The organism is Bacillus sp. TCT6, assembly GCF_056033845.1.
The window spans coordinates 3,583,298-3,601,291 of record NZ_JBVYHX010000001.1 but is presented as its reverse complement, the minus strand read 5'-3'; the positions used below and the strand labels follow the sequence as shown (position 1 = coordinate 3,601,291).

Here is a 17,994-nt window from a genome sequence, read left to right as displayed (position 1 = left end):
ATAATTGAAAGAGGAAATTTAGATAACTACTTGGAGGTGGCGTTGTGCCGTTAACACCATTAGATATTCATAACAAAGAATTTGGTCGCGGATTCCGTGGCTATGATGAAGATCAAGTAAATGAGTTTCTTGATCAAATTATCAAAGATTATGAATTGGTCATTCGTGAGAAAAAAGCTTTAGAAGAAAAAGTTGCGCAGTTAGAAGGGAAGTTAGATCATTTCTCTAATATTGAAGATACGTTAAACAAATCTATCGTTGTTGCGCAAGAAGCAGCGGAAGAAGTAAAACGTAATGCGCAAAAAGAAGCGAAATTAATTGTGCGTGAAGCTGAAAAGAATGCTGATCGTATTATTAACGAAGCATTAGTAAAATCAAGAAAAGTTGCTTTTGATATTGAAGAGTTAAAGAAACAAGCGAAAGTATTCCGAACTCGTTTCCGTATGTTATTAGAAACACAGCTTGAAATGTTAAACAACGATGATTGGGATAAACTAATTGAGTTAGAAGACGAAGTAGATGAACTGTTGAAAAAAGAAGAAACAGTGTAAGCTTGACGTTTTTCTCATTATTACATATAATTTTAAACAACATATTTATTAAGAAAAACGAAGATAGGGATAAGTACCTTTTCAAACCTTATATAGCGAACTGAGGACGGTGTAAGCTCAGGATAAGGAGATAGTGGGAATATCACCCTGGAGTTCCGCGCTGAACAAATAGAGTAAGCGTAGGCGTGTATTCGCGTTAAGAATATAAGAGGATTCTATACATATGTATATGATCTACTAGGGTGGTACCGCGGGAGACTTTCTCGTCCCTTTTTGGGATGAGAAAGTCTCTTTTTTATTCCGTTTTTTAAGTATTTCTTATATACATGTAAGGAGGAATTGAGCATGGAGTACAAAAATACATTACTGATGCCGAAAACAGAGTTCCCAATGCGTGGGAACTTACCAAAACGTGAGCCTGCAATGCAAGAAAAATGGGCTGAAATGAATATTTACGAAAAAGTACAAGAACATACAAAAGGTCGTCCTTTATTTGTATTGCATGATGGACCTCCATATGCGAATGGTGACATTCATATGGGACATGCATTAAATAAAGTATTAAAAGACTTTATTGTTCGTTATAAATCAATGACTGGTTTTAGTGCGCCATATGTTCCAGGATGGGATACGCACGGTTTACCAATTGAACAAGCTTTAACAAATAAAGGTGTAAAGCGTAAAGAAATGACAGTTGCTGAGTTCCGTAAGTTATGTGCAGAGTATGCATATGAACAAGTAGAACGTCAACGTGAACAATTTAAGCGTCTAGGTGTACGTGCAGATTGGGATAATCCATATATTACTTTAGAGCCCGCTTATGAAGCACAACAAATTAAAGTGTTTGGTGACATGGCGAAAAAAGGTTATATCTATAAAGGTCAAAAACCAGTTTACTGGTCTCCAACGAGTGAATCTGCTTTAGCAGAAGCTGAAATTGAATATCAAGATAAAAAATCAGCATCTATTTACGTAGCATTCCCTGTAAAAGATGGAAAGAACGTATTAGAAGGTGATGAAAAGTACATCATTTGGACAACAACACCTTGGACATTACCTGCAAACTTAGGTATTTCTGTTCACCCAGAGCTTGAATATAGCATTGTAAAAGTAAATGATGAGAAATATATCATTGCTTCTGAGCTGTTTGAGACAGTTGCAAAAACGTTAGAGTGGGAAAATGCTGAAGTTGTGAAAACAGTAAAAGGTAGCGAACTGGAGTACACAGTTGCAAAACATCCATTCTACGATCGTGATTCATTAGTAATGCTAGGAGATCACGTAACAACAGATGCAGGTACAGGTTGTGTTCATACAGCACCAGGACACGGGGAAGATGACTTCGTTGTTGGTAAAAAGTATGGATTAGAAGTACTTTGCCCAGTTGATGATAAAGGTGTATTAACAAATGAAGCACCTGGATTTGAAGGCTTATTCTATGATAAAGCTAACAAGCCAATTACAGAAAAATTAGAAGAAGTAGGCGCGTTACTGAAACTAACATTCATTACGCATTCATACCCACATGATTGGAGAACGAAAAAACCAATTATTTTCCGTGCGACAGCACAGTGGTTTGCATCTATTGAAGCATTCCGTAAAGAATTAATAGAAGCTGTAGCGGAAACAAAATGGGTACCAGCATGGGGAGAAACTCGTCTTCATAATATGGTTCGTGACCGTGGTGACTGGTGTATTTCTCGTCAGCGTGCATGGGGTGTGCCAATTCCGGTATTCTATGCTGAGAATGGCGATCCAATTATTACAGATGAAACAATTAACCATGTAGCAGATTTATTCCGTGAACACGGTTCTAACGTATGGTTTGAGCGTGAAGCGAAAGATCTATTACCAGAAGGATTTACACATCCAGGTAGCCCAAATGGCGAATTCCGTAAAGAAACAGACATCATGGATGTATGGTTCGATTCAGGTTCTTCTCACCAAGCTGTATTAGAAGAGCGCGAAGATTTACAGCGTCCAGCTGATTTATATTTAGAAGGATCTGACCAGTATCGTGGTTGGTTTAACTCTTCATTATCAACAGCAGTTGCTGTAACAGGTAAAGCTCCATATAAAGGCGTACTAAGCCACGGTTTCGTACTAGATGGTGAAGGACGTAAAATGAGTAAGTCGATTGGAAACATCGTCGTACCGAAGAAAATCATGGATCAATTAGGCGGAGACATCTTACGCTTATGGGTATCTTCTGTTGACTATCAATCTGACGTACGTATTTCAGATGATATTTTAAAACAAGTAGCAGAAGTGTATCGTAAAATCCGTAACACATTCCGTTTCTTATTAGGAAACTTAGACGACTTTAAGCCAAGTGAAAATGCAGTAGCTGTAGCTGAGCTTCGTGAAGTAGATCGTTACATGTTAGTGAAATTAAATGACTTAATTACAAAAGTTAAAGAAGCATATGAGACATACGATTTCGCTGCTGTGTATCATGCAATTCATAACTTCTGTACAATTGATTTAAGTTCATTCTACTTAGATTTTGCAAAAGATATTTTATACATTGAAGGTGCAAACCACGAAGATCGTCGTGCAATTCAAACTGTATTATATGATGTTCTTGTTGCGTTAACGAAACTTGTAACACCAATCTTACCGCATACAGCTGATGAAGTATGGCCATACATTCCAGGCGTAACAGAAGAAAGTGTACAATTAACTGATATGCCAGAAGCTGTACAATTAGATGACGCGGAAGCATTAAAAACAAAATGGGATGCATTTATGACATTACGTGATGACGTGTTAAAAGCACTAGAAGTAGCTCGTAATGAAAAAGTAATCGGTAAGTCATTAAATGCAAGCATTACGCTATATCCAACTGCAGAAATGAAAGCTATGTTAGAGTCTATTAGCGAAGACTTAAAGCAATTATTCATCGTTTCTGAGTATAAACTTGGTGGTATGATGGAAGAAGCGCCAGCAGATGCACCGAAGTATGAACATACAGCGGTTGTTGTTGCTCAAGCAACTGGTGAAACATGTGAACGTTGTTGGGTAGTTTCAGAAACAATTGGTAAAGATGCTGAACATGAAACATTATGTGAGCGTTGTGCAACAGTTGTGAAAGAAAACTATGTAAAATAATAAAAAACTGACTGCTATTTATGCAGTCAGTTTTTTATTTTGATGATATATCAAAATAACTTTCAGGCTCTTTCCTGTGAAGGAAAAATGTGTGTGAGGTAAGCAAATAAATTTCGGACACACTAACTGTACATTACAGCTAGGAGGAATGTACACGTGAATGAAATCTACATGGAAATAAAAGAAGAATTGCAATTGATGAGAAAAGAGTTGCAAGAGAGACTAGCTAAAGAAGTAATGCACAAATATGATGTCGAGTTCAGCCAAGAGCTTGGATATGAAATTAAGGAAGAGATAAAGAAAAAATTGCTATTACATGATATAAAAGAGGATTTAAAGGATGTAGAACGTGCATTATTTAAAATGGAAATAGACATGTACGGTATTTGTGAAGAGACCGGGAGATTAATTTCGACAAAGCAAATGAAAACAATGCCGACTGCCCGAACAATTCATGAATTTTTCTATGAAAAGGTAAATGTATGAATACGCACAACGATATTATATTACCTTTTTTTAATTTATTTTATTCTTCTATAAAGGTTCATTGTGAAAAGGTAGCAGCTATGCTAAAATTTTGAGGTACACTGTCTTTGTGGGGGAAATGAAAATGATATATTATGTAATAGCGTTATTTGTCATTGCTATCGATCAAATATCGAAGTGGTTAATTGTAAAGAACATGGAATTGGGTACGAGTATTCCAATTATCGACAATGTATTATACATAACATCACATCGAAATAGAGGCGCTGCCTGGGGTATTTTAGAAAATAAAATGTGGTTCTTCTACATTATTACAGTTGTTTTTGTAGTGTTTATCGTATTTTATATGAAAAAGTATGCGAAAACAGATAAGCTTCTAGGTATTTCGTTAGGCCTAATTTTAGGCGGGGCAATTGGTAACTTTATTGATCGTGTATTTAGACAAGAAGTAGTGGATTTCATTCACGTGTATATTTTCTCGTACAACTATCCAGTATTCAATATAGCTGATTCAGCGTTATGTATTGGTGTTGTATTAATTATTATTCAAACATTATTAGAAGGCAAGAAAGCGAAGGAGTAATTGAATGAGTGAAGTAGTACAAGTAACAGTTGTAGAAGAGCAAAAAAATGAGCGAATTGATAAATTCGTTGCAGGAATAAATAACGAATGGTCACGTTCACAAGTACAGCAATGGATTAAAGATGATGTTGTGACAGTAAACGGGAAAGCAGTAAAAGTGAATTATAAAGTAAAAGAAGAAGATGAAATTACAGTAACGATTCCTGATCCAGAAGCGTTAGATATTCAACCAGAAGATATCAATTTAGAAATTTATTATGAAGATGCAGATGTGCTTGTTGTAAATAAACCACGTGGTATGGTTGTACATCCAGCGCCAGGACATACAAGTGGTACGCTTGTAAACGGCCTTATGCACCATTGTACAGATTTATCAGGTATCAACGGTGTAATGCGTCCAGGTATTGTGCATCGTATTGATAAAGATACATCTGGATTATTAATGGTTGCTAAGAATGATATGGCGCATGAATCACTTGTAAATCAACTTGTAGCAAAAACAGTAACAAGACGTTACAAAGCAATTGTGCACGGTGTTATCCCGCATGATAAGGGGACTATCGATGCACCAATTGGTCGTGATAAGAAAGAGCGTCAAAGTATGACAGTTGATGAAAATGGTAAAAACGCTGTTACTCACTTCCAAGTGTTAGAACGCTTTAAAGACTTTACACTTGTAGAATGTCGCTTAGAAACGGGACGTACGCACCAAATTCGTGTTCATATGAAATATATTGGCTATCCACTTGCAGGAGATCCGAAGTATGGTCCCAAGAAAACGTTAGATATGAATGGACAAGCACTTCATGCAGGTATTTTAGGCTTTGATCATCCTCGTACTGGTGAATATATTCAGTTTGAGGCACCGATTCCAGAAGTATTTGAAGAAGCATTAAATATTTTACGGAAATAGTATTGACAAATCACAAGAAAACTGAGATACTGACAACAGTTAAATAATGATCCTTTAACACAGCCCCGTGAGGTTGAGAAGGTAACGGTTTGAAATACTTAGGGTATGTTGTACCCTTTTTTCAAAAGTCCTCTCGCACACGCTGAGAGGACTTTTTTTATACCATTACTCTCACGCAAGAAAAAAAGCTTGGAGGTGTAGAGCATGCAAGAGAAAGCTGTCGTTTTAGATGACCAAATGATTCGCCGTGCTTTAACACGAATTAGTCATGAAATCGTGGAACGAAATAAAGGTGTCGATAATTGTGTTCTTGTCGGAATTAAAACTCGTGGAATTTTTATTGCACAACGTTTGGCAGAACGAATTGGTCAAATTGAAGGAAAAGAAATGGAAGTTGGAGAGTTAGACATTACGTTATATCGTGATGATTTAACACTGCAATCCAAAAATAAAGAACCACTTGTAAAAGGTTCTGATATCCCTGTAGATATTACGAAGAAAAAAGTTATCCTTGTGGATGACGTGTTATATACAGGAAGAACAGTTCGAGCAGCAATGGATGCTCTTATGGATTTAGGTAGACCATCTCAAATCCAACTGGCGGTTCTTGTTGATAGAGGTCATCGTGAACTACCAATTCGCGCTGATTATGTAGGAAAGAACATCCCAACATCAAGTGAAGAGCGTATCGAAGTTGATTTGCAAGAGACAGATCAACAAGATCGAGTAAGCATATACGATAAGTAAAGCCCTTTTAAATGTAGTCCTGTGAGGCTGCCAAAGGGTCTTGGCTTTCATATGTCAAATTTGGCATACGAAAGTGTAGGACTCTTTGTGCACAGGCACAAAGAGTTTTTTTATTGCAAAGATTTAAACTGAAGGAGGATGTAACAATGGAACAAAAGCCAGTGTTAGACGTTAATGAAGTACCGAAACCGGGAAAATGGTTATTTTTGAGTATACAACATTTGTTCGCGATGTTTGGATCAACAGTGCTTGTTCCGTTTTTAACAGGATTGAATCCATCAGTAGCATTAATATCAAGTGGATTAGGAACGTTAGCGTTTCTTCTTATAACGAAAGGTCAAGTACCTGCCTATCTAGGATCATCATTCGCCTTTATCGCACCGATTATAACAGCGAAAACGGCAGGTGGACCGGGAGCAGCAATGCTTGGTGGTTTGCTAGCAGGGCTTGTGTACATCTTAATCTCACTCGGAATTAAGAAATCAGGATCAGAGTGGATTATGAAATTACTTCCGCCAATCGTAGTTGGACCGGTAGTAATGGTAATCGGTTTAGCGTTAGCACATACAGCAGTTAATATGGCGATGAACGGTGCGGATGGCAAATATAGCTTTATACACTTTTCAGTAGCATTAGTAACATTAGCAATTACAATTATATGCTCGATATTCGGAAGAGGATTTTTCAGTATCATACCAGTGTTACTTGGCATTATCGGCGGATATATCTTCGCTTACTTCCAAGGGCTAGTAGACTTAAAGCCGGTAGCTGAGGCAAAATGGTTTGTTGTACCAGATTTCACAGTACCATTTGTCACATACACACCAGAGTTTTCATGGAAGATTGTACTCTTGATGGTACCAGTTGCACTAGTAACAATATCAGAACATATCGGACATCAAATTGTACTTGGAAATGTTATTAAAAGAGATTTAATTGAAAAACCAGGTTTACACCGTTCGATTTTCGGTGACGGAGTAGCAACATTAATCGCATCACTAATCGGCGGGCCACCGAATACAACGTATGGTGAAAACATCGGTGTGCTAGCAATTACGAGAGCATACAGTGTATACTTATTCATCGGTTCAGCAGTATTCGCAATCATGTTCGGATTTATCGGTAAGATTTCTGCGCTGATTCATTCGATCCCAACACCAGTTATGGGTGGGGTATCAATCTTACTATTCGGTGTAATTGCATCAAGCGGATTACGCATGATGGTAGATGATAAAACAGATTTAAGTGACAAACGAAACTTAATGATTGCATCAGTAATACTAGTAATCGGTATTGGTGGAGCGGTACTTCACGTAGGAGAATCGTTCCAAGTAGAAGGAATGGCACTAGCAGCAATTGTAGGTGTACTGTTAAATCTACTACTACCGGAAACGAAACAAATAAAACAACCTAAGCAGATTGCTTCATAATAATAACCTTTTAATTCAGTCCTGTGAGACAGAAAAGGGTGGCTTCTTCCTTGCACCCTAGTCTTACATGACTAGGGTATTTTTATACAAATGTTGTTATAAAAATACAAAAATGGTAACATAAAAATCAGAAAGATGAGGGATGACGATGAGCCATTTGTTAACGATGAGTGAATTATCGGAAGTAGAAATTTCAGAAATCCTAAAAGACGCAGAAGATTTCGCGAATGGAAAAGAGAGCAAAACGACAGAGCAAACTTTTGTTGCGAACTTGTTCTTTGAGAATAGTACGAGAACGAGATTTAGCTTTGAAGTTGCTGAGAAGAGATTAGGACTAGATGTTTTAAACTTTTCAGCGGATGCATCTAGCGTACAAAAAGGAGAAACTCTATACGATACGATAAGAACACTAGAATCAATCGGAACAAAAGCGGTGATCGTCCGCCATGAGCAAGATCGCTACTTCGATGAACTAAAAGATCAGGTAAATATCCCAATCTTAAACGCTGGAGATGGATGTGGAAACCACCCAACGCAGTGCCTACTCGATCTTCTTACAATTAAACAAGAGTTTGGAAGATTTGAAGGATTAAAGATTGCGATAGTAGGAGATGTTCGTCATAGCCGAGTAGCACGTTCTAATGCAGAAGCATTAACGAAACTGGGTGCAACAATTTACTTTGCAAGTCCAGAAGAGTGGAAAGATGAAGACAGCACATTTGGAACATACAAACCATTGGATGAACTTGTTCCAGAAGTGGATGTAATGATGTTACTTCGTGTACAACATGAGCGTCATGATCATTATGAAACAGACATTATGAAAGAGTATCATGAGAGACACGGATTAACAGTGGAAAGAGAAAAGCGTATGAAAGAAGGAAGCATTATTATGCATCCAGCTCCTGTAAACCGTGATGTTGAAGTTGCAAGTGAACTTGTTGAGTGTGAGCGTTCACGCATATTTAAACAAATGGAAAATGGAGTTTACGTAAGAATGGCTGTACTAAAACGCGCCTTACCAAATGTATTAGGAGGAATGAAACATGAATTACTTGTTTAAAAATGGTCGTTATATGAATGAAGAAGGAAAAATCGTAGCAACAGATCTTCTCGTACAAGACGGTAAAATCGCTAAGGTAGCAGAAAATATTACGGCAGATAATGCTGAAGTAATCGAAGTGAACGGAAATTTAATCGCACCTGGATTAGTAGATGTACACGTACATCTTCGTGAACCAGGTGGTGAACATAAAGAAACAATTGAAACAGGTACACTAGCAGCGGCAAAAGGTGGATTCACTACAATTTGCTCAATGCCAAATACACGCCCAGTACCAGATTGCAGAGAACATATGGAAGACCTGCAAAAACGTATTAAAGAAAAAGCGCATGTCAACGTACTACCATACGGAGCAATTACAGTACGTCAAGCTGGTTCTGAAATGACAGATTTCGAAACATTAAAAGAACTTGGAGCATTTGCTTTCACAGATGACGGCGTAGGCGTACAAGATGCTAGCATGATGTTAGCGGCTATGAAACGTGCAGCGAAATTAAATATGGCAGTAGTTGCGCACTGTGAAGAGAATACGCTTATTAATAAAGGTTGTGTACATGAAGGGAAGTTTTCTGAGAAACACGGATTAAACGGTATCCCATCAGTATGTGAATCTGTACATATTGCAAGGGATATACTGCTTGCTGAAGCAGCAGATTGTCACTATCACGTATGTCACGTAAGTACAAAAGGTTCTGTACGTGTAATCCGTGATGCGAAACGAGCTGGAATTAAAGTAACAGCAGAAGTAACACCACATCACCTAGTGTTATGTGAAGATGATATCCCATCAGTTGATCCTAACTTTAAAATGAACCCACCGCTTCGTGGAAAAGAAGACCATGCAGCATTAATTGAAGGATTACTAGATGGAACGATCGATATGATCGCAACTGACCATGCACCGCATACAGCGGAAGAGAAAGCACAAGGAATTGAAAGAGCGCCATTCGGAATTACTGGTTTTGAAACAGCATTCCCACTTCTATACACAAACCTTGTGAAAAAAGGAATTATTACATTAGAGCAGTTAATTCAATTCTTAACAGAAAAGCCAGCTGATACATTCGGCTTAGAAGCAGGTCGCCTGAAAGAAGGTAGAACAGCTGATATTACAATCATTGATTTAGAACAAGAAGAAGAGATTGACCCAACAACATTCTTATCAAAAGGAAAAAATACACCATTCGCAGGTTGGAAATGCCAAGGATGGCCGGTAATGACAATCGTTGGTGGTAAGATCGCATGGCAAAAGGAGAGTGCATTAGTATGAAAAGACAACTTATCTTAGAAGATGGAACAGTATTAATTGGAAAAGGTTTCGGAGGCGAAATTGAAAAGTCAGGTGAGGTTGTATTTACAACAGGAATGACTGGATATCAAGAAACATTATCTGATCCATCATATTGCGGTCAAATCGTAACATTCACGTACCCATTAATCGGAAACTACGGCATTAACCGTGACGATTTTGAATCGATTCACCCATCTGTAAATGGCTTAATCGTAAACGAAATTTGTGATCACCCATCAAACTTCCGTAATGAAATTTCGTTAAATGATTACTTAAAAGAAAGAAATATCCCAGGGTTAGCAGGAATTGATACAAGAAAATTAACGAGAAAAATTCGTCAATACGGTACATTACGTGGACGTCTATGTAACATGGATGCAGATGTAGAATACATCGTGAGCCAATTAAAAGCGACAGTATTTACAGATCACGTGAAACGCGTATCAACGAAAGATCCATACCCAAGCCCAGGCCGTGGACACCGAGTTGTACTTGTAGACTTCGGAATGAAACATGGTATTTTACGAGAATTAAACAAACGTGACTGTGATGTAATTGTAGTACCTTACAATACAACAGCAGAAGAAATTTTACGCCTTAGCCCAGATGGAATTATGTTAAGTAACGGACCTGGAGATCCGAAAGATGTACCAGAAGCAATTGAAATGTTAAAAGACATTATCGGTAAAGTTCCTTTATTCGGAATTTGCTTAGGACATCAACTATTCGCTCTAGCATCTGGTGCGAATACAAGTAAGTTAAAATTCGGTCACCGTGGTTTAAACCATCCAGTAAAACATCTTGCAACTGGAAAAGTAGCAATTACATCTCAAAATCATGGTTACGCAGTAGAAGAAGAATCAGTTAAAAATACAGAACTTGAAATTACACATGTCGCTTTAAATGATGGAACAGTAGAAGGTCTTCGTCATACGAAGTTCCCAGCATTTACAGTGCAATACCATCCAGAAGCTTCAGCAGGACCAGAAGATGCAAATGATTTATTCGAAGATTTCTTAGAAATGATTGAAAACTTCAAGAAAGAAGGGGAAGAGTTATGCCAAAACGCCTAGACATTAACACAATTTTAGTAATCGGATCAGGACCAATTGTAATTGGGCAAGCAGCAGAGTTTGACTACTCTGGTACACAAGCTTGTCAATCTCTTAGAGAAGAAGGTTACAAAGTAATCCTTGTTAACTCTAACCCAGCAACAATTATGACAGATACTGCAACAGCAGATAAAGTATATATAGAACCATTAACACTAGAATTCGTAAGCCGTATCATTCGTAAAGAACGTCCAGATGCAATCTTACCAACATTAGGTGGTCAAACAGGTTTAAACATGGCTGTTGAACTTGCGAAATCAGGCATACTTGAAGAGTGTGGAGTTGAAATTTTAGGAACGAAATTATCAGCAATTGAGCAAGCGGAGGATCGTGATTTATTCCGTACATTAATGCAGGAATTAAATGAACCAATTCCATCTAGTACCATCATTCATACGCTAGAAGAAGCACATGAATTTGTAAAAGAAATTGGATATCCAGTTATTGTTCGCCCAGCATTTACAATGGGGGGAACAGGTGGCGGAATCTGTAGTAATGAAGAAGAACTAATTGAAATCGTATCAGGTGGATTAAAACATAGTCCAGTAACACAATGTTTATTAGAAAAGAGCATTGCTGGTTGTAAGGAAATTGAATATGAAGTAATGCGTGATTCAAATGATAATGCGATTGTAGTATGTAATATGGAAAATATCGATCCAGTTGGAGTTCACACAGGTGATTCTATCGTAGTAGCACCGAGCCAAACATTAAGTGACCGTGAATATCAAATGTTACGAAACACTTCATTACGAATTATTCGTGCATTAGGAATTGAAGGTGGATGTAACGTTCAGCTTGCACTTGATCCACATAGCTTCCAATACTATGTAATCGAAGTAAACCCGCGTGTAAGTCGTTCATCTGCACTAGCATCTAAAGCAACTGGATATCCAATTGCGAAGCTAGCGGCAAAAATTGCAGTCGGTCTAACATTAGATGAAATTATAAATCCAGTAACACAAAAAACATACGCTTGTTTCGAACCAGCATTAGACTATGTTGTTTCAAAAATTCCGCGCTGGCCATTTGATAAGTTTGAATCAGCAAACAGAACACTGGGTACACAAATGAAGGCAACTGGTGAAGTTATGTCAATCGGACGTAACTTAGAGCAATCATTATTAAAAGCGGTTCGTTCTTTAGAACTTGGCGTTTATCACTTAGAGTTAGAGCATTTAAAAGAACTTGATAAAGAAACAATGAAAAAACGCATTATAAAAGCTGATGATGAGCGACTGTTTATTGTAGCAGAAGCAATTCGTCAAGGTGTAACGAAAGAAGAAATCAACGAATGGTGTGAAATGGACTTCTTCTTCTTACAAAAAGTTGAAAACATCGTAAATATGGAACGTGAAGTAAAAGCGAATGTAGGAAATATGGAAGTACTACAAACTGCGAAAGAAATGGGCTTCAGCGATCACTACGTTGCAGCAGCTTGGAATAAAACAGAGCGTGAAATTTACGATATGCGTAAAGAAAGCAATATAACTCCTGTTTATAAAATGGTAGATACTTGTGCGGCAGAGTTTGAATCTGCAACACCATACTACTACAGCACATATGGTGACGAGAATGAATCGGTTAGAACAGATCGTAAGAGTGTAGTAGTTCTAGGATCTGGTCCAATCCGTATCGGTCAAGGTGTTGAGTTTGACTACGCAACTGTTCACTCTGTATGGGCAATTAAAGAAGCTGGATATGAGGCAATCATTGTTAATAACAATCCAGAAACAGTTTCAACAGACTTCAGTATTTCTGACAAATTATACTTTGAACCATTAACAATTGAAGATGTAATGCACATTATCGATTTAGAAAAGCCAGAAGGTGTTATCGTTCAGTTCGGTGGACAAACGGCAATTAACTTAGCGGCGAAATTAGAAGAACACGGTGTGAAAATTTTAGGAACATCACTTGAAGATTTAGACCGCGCAGAAGATCGTGATAAGTTTGAAGCAGCTCTAACACAGCTTGGTATCCCGCAACCAGTTGGTAAAACAGCAACAACTGTAGAACAAGCGGTAGCAATCGCTGAAGAAATTGGTTATCCAGTATTAGTAAGACCGTCTTACGTACTAGGTGGACGTGCGATGGAAATCGTATATCGTCAAGAAGAATTACTGCACTACATGAAAAATGCAGTTAAAGTTCATGCAGAGCATCCGGTATTAATTGACCGTTACATGGTTGGTAAAGAAATTGAAGTAGATGCAATTTCAGACGGTGAGAATGTATTCATTCCAGGTATTATGGAACATATTGAACGCGCTGGAGTTCACTCTGGTGACTCAATTGGAGTATACCCACCACAAAGCTTATCTGAAAAACTAAAAGAACAAATCATTGAACATACAATTGCACTTGGAAAAGGTTTAAACATTGTTGGATTACTAAATATCCAGTTCGTAGTATTCAAAGATCAAGTGTACGTAATTGAAGTAAACCCACGTGCGAGTCGTACAGTACCGTTCTTAAGTAAAATTACGGGCGTACCGATGGCGAATGTTGCAACGAAAGTTATTTTAGGTCAAGACTTAGTAGAGCAAGGATACGGAACTGGTTATCACCCAGAAGAGAAAGAAGTATATGTAAAAGCGCCGGTATTCTCGTTTGCGAAACTACGCTCAGTTGATACAACATTAGGACCTGAAATGAAGTCAACAGGGGAAGTAATGGGTAAAGACTTAACGCTTGAAAAAGCATTATACAAAGGATTAGTTGCTTCTGGAATTAACATCCCAACGCACGGATCAGTAATCATCACAGTAGCGGATAAAGATAAAGAAGAGGCAATGGAAATTGCAAAACGTTTCCACGAAATCGGTTATAACTTATTAGCAACAGCTGGAACAGCACAATCGTTAGCAGAGCAAAATATTCCAGTGCAAGTGGTAAACAAAATTGATTCTGAAGACTATAACTTACTTGATATTATCCGTCAAGGAAAAGCACAGTTTGTAATCAATACATTAACAAAAGGCAAACAACCAGCGCGTGATGGTTTCCGCATTCGCCGTGAATCAGTAGAAAATGGTGTGGCTTGCTTAACATCACTTGATACAACGAGAGCAATCTTACGAGTATTGGAATCTATGACATTCTCAGCTCATTCAATGAAAGAAATTACGCAAACAAAGCGTCACGAGGTGGTACATGCATGATGCAAAAGCAAAATATGATTGTCGTTAACCAAAAAGAAATCGCAAAAAACATTTACGAATTAGTGCTTCAAGGAACGTTAGTACAGCAAATGAACGAACCAGGGCAGTTTGTACACATTAAGGTAGCAGAGGGCATTGCGCCCCTTCTGCGCCGCCCAATTAGTATTTGTAATGTAGATCAAGAGAAGAACGAATTTACAATGCTATATCGTGCCGAAGGACAAGGGACAAAAACATTAGCAACTAGAAAACAAGGTGAAATGATAGATGTACTAGGACCATTAGGACACGGTTTTCCTGTAGAAGAAGCAGAAGCTGGTCAAACAGCTTTACTAGTAGGCGGGGGAATTGGTGTACCACCACTTTATGAATTATCACAGCGCCTCGTTGCAAAGGGTGTACGTGTGATTCACATCTTAGGTTTTCAAACGAAAGATGTTGTTTTCTATGAAGAAAAATTTGCAGAACTTGGTGATACGTACGTTGCGACAGTAGACGGTACACACGGTACAAAAGGATTTGTCACAGATGTAATTGATAATTACGGAATCGACTTTGACATTCTTTATTCATGTGGCCCGTTAGCGATGCTTCGTGCATTAGAAGGACGTTACAAAGAGAAAAAAGCATATATTTCATTAGAAGAGCGTATGGGCTGTGGTATTGGAGCTTGTTTCGCATGTGTATGCCACTTACAAGAAGATCCAAGTGGACATTCTTACAAGAAGGTGTGTAGCGACGGACCAGTATTTCCAATCGGGGAGGTTGTACTATGAACAGATTGCAAGTTGAATTACCAGGATTATCATTAAAAAATCCAATTATACCGGCATCTGGATGCTTTGGATTTGGTCGTGAATATGCACAGTTTTACGATTTAAGTGTACTAGGATCAATCATGATTAAAGCGACGACAGAACAACCACGTTATGGAAATCCAACGCCTCGTGTTGCTGAAACACCAGGCGGCATGTTAAATGCAATCGGACTTCAAAACCCGGGATTAGACAAAGTAATGAATTCGGAATTACCATGGTTAGAACAATTTGACCTTCCAATTATTGCGAACGTTGCAGGCTCACAGGCTGAGGATTACGTAGCGGTTGCGAAGGAAATTTCTAAAGCGCCTAATGTCCATGCACTAGAATTAAATATTTCTTGTCCAAACGTAAAAACAGGTGGTATCGCCTTTGGTACAAATCCTGAAATTGCTGCTGATTTAACGAAGCGAGTAAAAGAGGTTTCTGAAGTACCTGTATACGTGAAATTGTCACCGAACGTGGCAAACATAGTGGAAATTGCAAAAGCGATTGAAAATGCAGGTGCAGATGGTTTAACGATGATTAATACATTGCTTGGTATGCGTCTAGATTTAAAAACAGCTAAACCAATTTTAGCAAACCGTACAGGCGGATTATCAGGTCCTGCGATTAAGCCAGTAGCAATTCGCATGGTACATGAAGTAAGCCAAGCGGTTAACATTCCAATTATCGGAATGGGCGGTATTGAAACAGCGGAAGATGTAATTGAATTCTTCTACGCTGGCGCAAGCGCAGTTGCAGTAGGTACAGCGAACTTTATCGATCCGTTCGTATGTCCGACAATTATTGAAGAGTTACCAGCATTACTAGATGAATTAGGATTTGATCATATTTCGGAATGTCAAGGAAGGAGCTGGAAGCAAACATGTCACAGTCGTTAATCGTTGCACTAGATTTTCCAGGGAAACAAGAAGTAGAACAATTCTTACACCACTTTGAAGGGGAAGAGTTATTTGTCAAAGTAGGTATGGAGTTATTTTACAAAGAAGGCCCTGCAATTATTACGTACTTAAAAGAAAAAGGACATAAGATTTTCCTAGATTTAAAACTTCATGATATTCCGAATACAGTAAAAAGCGCTATGCGTAGCCTAGCTAGTCTAGATGTTGATATGGTAAATGTTCATGCTGCTGGGGGAAGTAGCATGATGAAAGCTGCGATTGAGGGATTAGAGGAAGGTAAGCAAGAAGGAAAAGAGAGACCGATTTGTATTGCAGTTACACAACTAACAAGCACTTCGGAAGCTATGATGAAAAAAGAGATTGGCATTGAGAAAACGTTAGAAGAAGCGGTTGCTCATTATGCAAAATTAACGAAAGACAGTGGACTTGATGGCGTTGTTTGTTCAACACTTGAAGTTCCAAAATTACGTGAAGTATGCGGAAATGAATTTGTAACAGTAACACCGGGGATTCGTCTTGCAAGTGATGATGTTAATGACCAAGTGCGCGTAGCAACACCGAAACGTGCGAGGGAACTTGGCTCAAGCTACATCGTAGTTGGACGCAGTATTACGAAAGCAGAAAATCCGCTTGAAGCGTATAAAACAGTAAAACAACAGTGGGAAGGTGTAACAGTATGAAAAAAGAAATCGCATCGCATTTATTAGAAATTGGAGCAGTATTTTTACAACCGAATGATCCATTCACTTGGTCTTCAGGTATGAAATCACCAATTTATTGTGATAACCGTTTAACTTTATCTTATCCAAAAGTACGTCAAGCGATTGCAGCTGGATTAGAAGAGTTAATTAAAGAGCACTTCCCAACTGTAGAAGTTATTGCAGGAACAGCAACTGCTGGTATTGCGCACGCTGCATGGGTAAGCGATCGTATGGATTTACCAATGTGCTACGTACGTAGTAAAGCAAAAGGTCACGGTAAAGGGAACCAAATTGAAGGAAAAGCTGAAAAAAGTCAAAAAGTAGTAGTAGTAGAAGACTTAATTTCAACTGGTGGTAGTGCAATTACGTGTGTAGAAGCACTTCGCGAAGCTGGCTGTGAAGTATTAGGAATCGTATCAATCTTCACATACGAGCTAGAGTCAGGAAAAGAAAAATTAGAAGCAGCTAACGTAGCATCATATTCTTTAAGTGATTACAGTGCATTAACTGAAGTTGCAGCAGAAAAAGGTATGATCGGACAAGCTGAAACGAAAAAATTACAAGAGTGGCGTAAAAATCCAGCTGACGAAGCTTGGATCACAGCGTAACATAAAAAAGACGACTGCGGGGGAACGCAGTCGTCTTTTTTATCATTGTTAAAAATTCAAGTAAAGTCCTATCGATATTAAAGAAAATTCATATTATAATCTTTCTACTAAAAACTACTTAGCGCTTTCTGCAAGCTCATATCCTCTTACAAACAATAGAGTCATATAAGAAACAATAAATGAGAAGATGCTGTACATGCCAACCCAAAAGAAGAATTTTGGAGTGAAGGCGATAACACCTATTATTAAAAAACTAGCAAACGTTACAATCGGCATTACGTAATACGTTTTCGTCTTGCGTGTTCCAATAACAGAAACGATAAAGATAAGTAATGGACAAATTAATAAGACGAAAATCAATTCATTCATAGTTATGTCCCCTTTTCTAATGGAAGTAATCTGTACCTCGTAAACGTTTTTTAAATAAATATTCTCTTAATATAACTTCGCTAACATGTAGTTAATCCCTTTAGAAAGTCACTGGATTTCATAATAAAAAGCGTAAGCAAGA

At 38.1% G+C, this 17,994-nt stretch carries 16 protein-coding genes and 1 other annotated feature; of the genes, 15 read left to right on the top strand and 1 reads right to left on the bottom strand.

Annotation, left to right across the window (positions count from 1 at the left end; translation table 11 throughout):
• Nucleotides 1–44: 44 nt before the first annotated feature.
• The 15 genes from divIVA to pyrE all read left to right on the top strand — a co-directional run bounded on the left by divIVA (nt 45) and on the right by pyrE (nt 17,483).
• Complete coding sequence (divIVA, locus tag AC0ONG_RS18175) at nt 45–551, top strand: septum site-determining protein DivIVA (RefSeq protein WP_001131611.1); 507 nt, start codon at nt 45–47, stop codon at nt 549–551.
• A gap of 51 nt (nt 552–602) precedes the next feature.
• Nucleotides 603–825: a binding site (T-box leader), on the top strand.
• Nucleotides 826–896: 71 nt separating this feature from the next.
• Nucleotides 897–3,662 (top strand): isoleucine--tRNA ligase, encoded by a 2,766-nt coding sequence (gene ileS2 / locus AC0ONG_RS18170; RefSeq protein WP_000455953.1) that lies wholly within the window; start codon nt 897–899, stop codon nt 3,660–3,662.
• A gap of 156 nt (nt 3,663–3,818) precedes the next feature.
• Nucleotides 3,819–4,148: a TraR/DksA C4-type zinc finger protein gene (locus AC0ONG_RS18165; protein WP_001002956.1), complete on the top strand. Its 330-nt coding sequence runs from the start codon at nt 3,819–3,821 to the stop codon at nt 4,146–4,148.
• Between the two features lie 124 nt (nt 4,149–4,272).
• Nucleotides 4,273–4,731, top strand: coding sequence for a lipoprotein signal peptidase LspA (lspA, locus tag AC0ONG_RS18160; RefSeq protein WP_000642180.1), 459 nt, complete (start codon nt 4,273–4,275; stop codon nt 4,729–4,731).
• Nucleotides 4,732–4,735: 4 nt separating this feature from the next.
• Complete coding sequence (locus AC0ONG_RS18155) at nt 4,736–5,644, top strand: RluA family pseudouridine synthase (RefSeq protein ID WP_474203623.1); 909 nt, start codon at nt 4,736–4,738, stop codon at nt 5,642–5,644.
• A gap of 204 nt (nt 5,645–5,848) precedes the next feature.
• A complete protein-coding gene (gene pyrR, locus AC0ONG_RS18150; protein WP_001156491.1) occupies nt 5,849–6,391 on the top strand; it encodes a bifunctional pyrimidine operon transcriptional regulator/uracil phosphoribosyltransferase in 543 nt (180 codons plus the stop codon).
• 146 nt (nt 6,392–6,537) lie between these two features.
• Nucleotides 6,538–7,821: a uracil permease gene (uraA, locus tag AC0ONG_RS18145; RefSeq protein WP_000435925.1), complete on the top strand. Its 1,284-nt coding sequence runs from the start codon at nt 6,538–6,540 to the stop codon at nt 7,819–7,821.
• 148 nt (nt 7,822–7,969) lie between these two features.
• Nucleotides 7,970–8,884 carry an aspartate carbamoyltransferase gene (pyrB, locus tag AC0ONG_RS18140; RefSeq protein WP_000018846.1) on the top strand — a complete coding sequence of 305 codons (915 nt, stop codon included), beginning with the start codon at nt 7,970–7,972 and terminating at the stop codon, nt 8,882–8,884.
• The gene (gene pyrC, locus AC0ONG_RS18135; protein ID WP_001108387.1) at nt 8,868–10,154 is read left to right on the top strand and encodes a dihydroorotase; all 1,287 of its coding nucleotides are present in this window, start codon (nt 8,868–8,870) and stop codon (nt 10,152–10,154) included. The genes pyrB and pyrC overlap by 17 nt, the downstream gene beginning before the upstream one ends.
• Nucleotides 10,151–11,248, top strand: coding sequence for a carbamoyl phosphate synthase small subunit (locus tag AC0ONG_RS18130; protein WP_000828669.1), 1,098 nt, complete (start codon nt 10,151–10,153; stop codon nt 11,246–11,248). Before pyrC ends, AC0ONG_RS18130 begins: the two co-directional genes overlap by 4 nt.
• A complete protein-coding gene (gene carB / locus AC0ONG_RS18125) occupies nt 11,233–14,451 on the top strand; it encodes a carbamoyl-phosphate synthase large subunit (protein ID WP_001126139.1) in 3,219 nt (1,072 codons plus the stop codon). Before AC0ONG_RS18130 ends, carB begins: the two co-directional genes overlap by 16 nt.
• Nucleotides 14,448–15,227, top strand: a complete 780-nt coding sequence (gene pyrK / locus AC0ONG_RS18120) for a dihydroorotate oxidase B electron transfer subunit (RefSeq protein WP_000983354.1) — start codon at nt 14,448–14,450, stop codon at nt 15,225–15,227. Before carB ends, pyrK begins: the two co-directional genes overlap by 4 nt.
• A complete protein-coding gene (pyrD, locus tag AC0ONG_RS18115) occupies nt 15,224–16,153 on the top strand; it encodes a dihydroorotate oxidase B catalytic subunit (protein WP_001081049.1) in 930 nt (309 codons plus the stop codon). The genes pyrK and pyrD overlap by 4 nt, the downstream gene beginning before the upstream one ends.
• Entirely contained in the window at nt 16,138–16,854 is a 717-nt protein-coding gene (gene pyrF / locus AC0ONG_RS18110; protein ID WP_000083509.1) for an orotidine-5'-phosphate decarboxylase, read from the top strand. The genes pyrD and pyrF overlap by 16 nt, the downstream gene beginning before the upstream one ends.
• Entirely contained in the window at nt 16,851–17,483 is a 633-nt protein-coding gene (pyrE, locus tag AC0ONG_RS18105) for an orotate phosphoribosyltransferase (protein WP_136997191.1), read from the top strand. The genes pyrF and pyrE overlap by 4 nt, the downstream gene beginning before the upstream one ends.
• 114 nt (nt 17,484–17,597) lie before the next feature.
• Here the strand turns inward: pyrE and AC0ONG_RS18100 are convergent, their stop codons facing one another.
• Nucleotides 17,598–17,852, bottom strand: a complete 255-nt coding sequence (locus AC0ONG_RS18100; RefSeq protein ID WP_001003933.1) for a YbeF family protein — start codon at nt 17,850–17,852, stop codon at nt 17,598–17,600.
• Nucleotides 17,853–17,994 lie beyond the last annotated feature (142 nt).